The sequence below is a fragment of the Sutterella sp. genome, assembly GCF_052272535.1.
In the GTDB taxonomy this organism is placed as follows: Bacteria; Pseudomonadota; Gammaproteobacteria; order Burkholderiales; family Burkholderiaceae_F; genus Sutterella.
This window is the reverse complement of sequence record NZ_DAVZJY010000316.1, coordinates 1-2,117: the sequence shown is the minus strand read 5'-3', so window position 1 is coordinate 2,117 and position 2,117 is coordinate 1. Positions and strand designations below refer to the sequence as shown.

2 protein-coding genes are annotated in these 2,117 nt (G+C 57.8%); both read right to left on the bottom strand.

Features of this window, described 5'->3' with window-relative positions:
• Window positions 1–54 precede the first annotated feature (54 nt).
• Window positions 55–1,569, bottom strand: coding sequence for a hypothetical protein (locus ACT6Y9_RS10625; protein ID WP_443744508.1), 1,515 nt, complete (start codon window positions 1,567–1,569; stop codon window positions 55–57).
• Window positions 1,570–1,571: 2 nt separating this feature from the next.
• Window positions 1,572–1,970, bottom strand: coding sequence for an IS200/IS605 family transposase (gene tnpA / locus ACT6Y9_RS10620; protein ID WP_298745239.1), 399 nt, complete (start codon window positions 1,968–1,970; stop codon window positions 1,572–1,574).
• Window positions 1,971–2,117 lie beyond the last annotated feature (147 nt).

The window sequence follows — 2,117 nt, the reverse complement described above, 5'->3', positions numbered from 1 at the left end:
AACGTCTCGGCGCAGTCAATCCTCGACGACCGAAGTATTCGGCGGTGTTTTTTTTCAGACGGTAGTCAGCTCCTTGTCCAGATCGGCGACGACCGCCTCATGCGCCTTCAAAAAGGCTTCCCAATCCCGGTGGCAGGCCTCCAGATCAACTTTGTCGAGCTGATCCGCCGGAACATGACTTAGGATGAAGGCTGCGTAGAGGTCGCGCTGCACCTCATGCCCGTCCACCTTAAACCAACGCTGCGAGAGCTTCTTCTTGGCACACTCCCCGGTGGCATGATTGAGCTGTGACGCCTTGACCCTGCGCGCGTTCACCTTCAGCAGCTTCCCGGGGCTTCCCTTCGAGACCGGCACTCTTGCGACCCGCTGCTCAATGGCGTTCAGAAACGCTGCAGGCGCATGCCGTCTGACGGATCCGCCGAAGCGCTTCTTGCTACGGATGCGGCCGTTCTTGGGATTCTTCGCAGTAGTTTTTGCTCGACGGACCCATCCCTTCACGCCGTGATCCTCCACCAGGATGCTTCCGCCCAGTGCGCAGACATCGTTGGCGAATTGATTTGTTTCCGAGGTTCTGCGGGCCACCTGCTTGCGGCGGAGGTCGCGGACGGCCGCCTGAGCCTTGAGGCACTTTTTCGAGGGATGAGGTCTCGCTTCCTTCTTCCATGCGCCGTTTTCGTCGAAGCAGTCCGGATTCGTCAGACGCAAGGAACGTGCGATCCTCTTCTGAAGGTTCTTAATCTGCGCCTCCTCACGCTCGCGCTCACCGGTCGGCAGCGGCCTGAGCATCGCCTTTTTCGTCCCGGCTGCATGCACGGCGGCGGAAGACGGCCCGATGTCAATTCCCACGATTTGCTCCACAGGTCCGACGGTGCGCTTCTTGGCGGGCGGCGTCCCCTTCTTGACGATCTGCACGAAGGCGCGCCGACGGCCTCTGATTTCACGAGGAATCAGGCGCACATAGCAGGTTTCTTCCTGCACCGCCATTTCCGCATAGCGGTCTACCTTCTTCAGAATCAGCGGTGCCGAGAACTTTTTCTTGGTCAAGAGTCGACCGTCCTTTTCGCGAAGGCCGAAATCGTTGGACTTGTTCTCAATCGTCACGGGCTCGCCCTTCCGCTTGAAACGCAGCTTCAGGGCATCTCCATAACGGTATTTCTCAAAGGCTCGCCAGGCCGTCGTCGCGGCCCTCTGGGCCTCGTTGATCGAAATCTTCCTCCCGAAATGCGCGTTGACGCTCGCCGCGACCTTGTGCATGTCGTATTCGGAGAGTCCGAAGGAGCGCTCAATCTCCCGTATCGTCGCGCTGAGCGCCTTCATCTCGGCAAGCTCCGCCTCGGTACGTTGCTGCCGGTGGGCAAGCTCCACGTGACGGGCCAACGCCGCACGCCACTGCGGATTGCCCTTGATGCCCCGCCATTTCTTCAGAAGAAGCCCCTTGACGGTGTTCTCGATCTGACGGCAGACCTCCGACATTGCATCAACCTGCTTGTACTGAGCCTTGGTGAGGCTCGCTTCCAGAGTGAGCACGTAGCGTCCGCCAGGATCCTTTTTGTCCTTCTTCCGAGCCATGGTCACACCTTCTTCTGATCTTCGATGTACTGCTTGACGGCCTCTTCACTGACGCTGCCGACGGTGCAGGTGAAGTAACTGCGCGTCCACAGAGAGGGGATGCGCCCCTTGAGCCAGGGGAACTCTTCGCGCAGGATTCGGGAGGAGACGCCCTTGAGGGCCTTGACCACCTTGTGAATTCCGAGACGGGGATCGAAGCTGAGGAAGAGATGCACATGGTCCGGCATGACCTCCATCGCCTCGATGGCGACCTCAAGCTGGCCGGCTTCCGCAAGGAGGATTTCCTTGAGGCGGACGTCCACACCGTCAGTCAGCACCTTCCGGCGATATTTCGGACAGAAGATGACGTGATATTGGTTTTTGAAGACGATCCCTTTTTTATGCTGATATTCATCGGGCATGAATTCACCTGGGCGCATAATAGATACATCTACTATATATTATTTGCGTGCACTCAACATATTCAGAACTTGATATATCTCAACGACCTTTCGACCGATTCCTCCCAACGAATAAATTCGTGGGCTCCCTCGGCCGGTTTTCGTGGT

Coding starts and splice junctions, on each gene's coding strand:
- ACT6Y9_RS10625 (WP_443744508.1), bottom strand. CDS start 1,569: ATGGCTCGGAAGAAGGACAAAAAGGATCCTGGCGGACGCTACGTGCTC.
- tnpA (WP_298745239.1), bottom strand. CDS start 1,970: ATGCCCGATGAATATCAGCATAAAAAAGGGATCGTCTTCAAAAACCAA.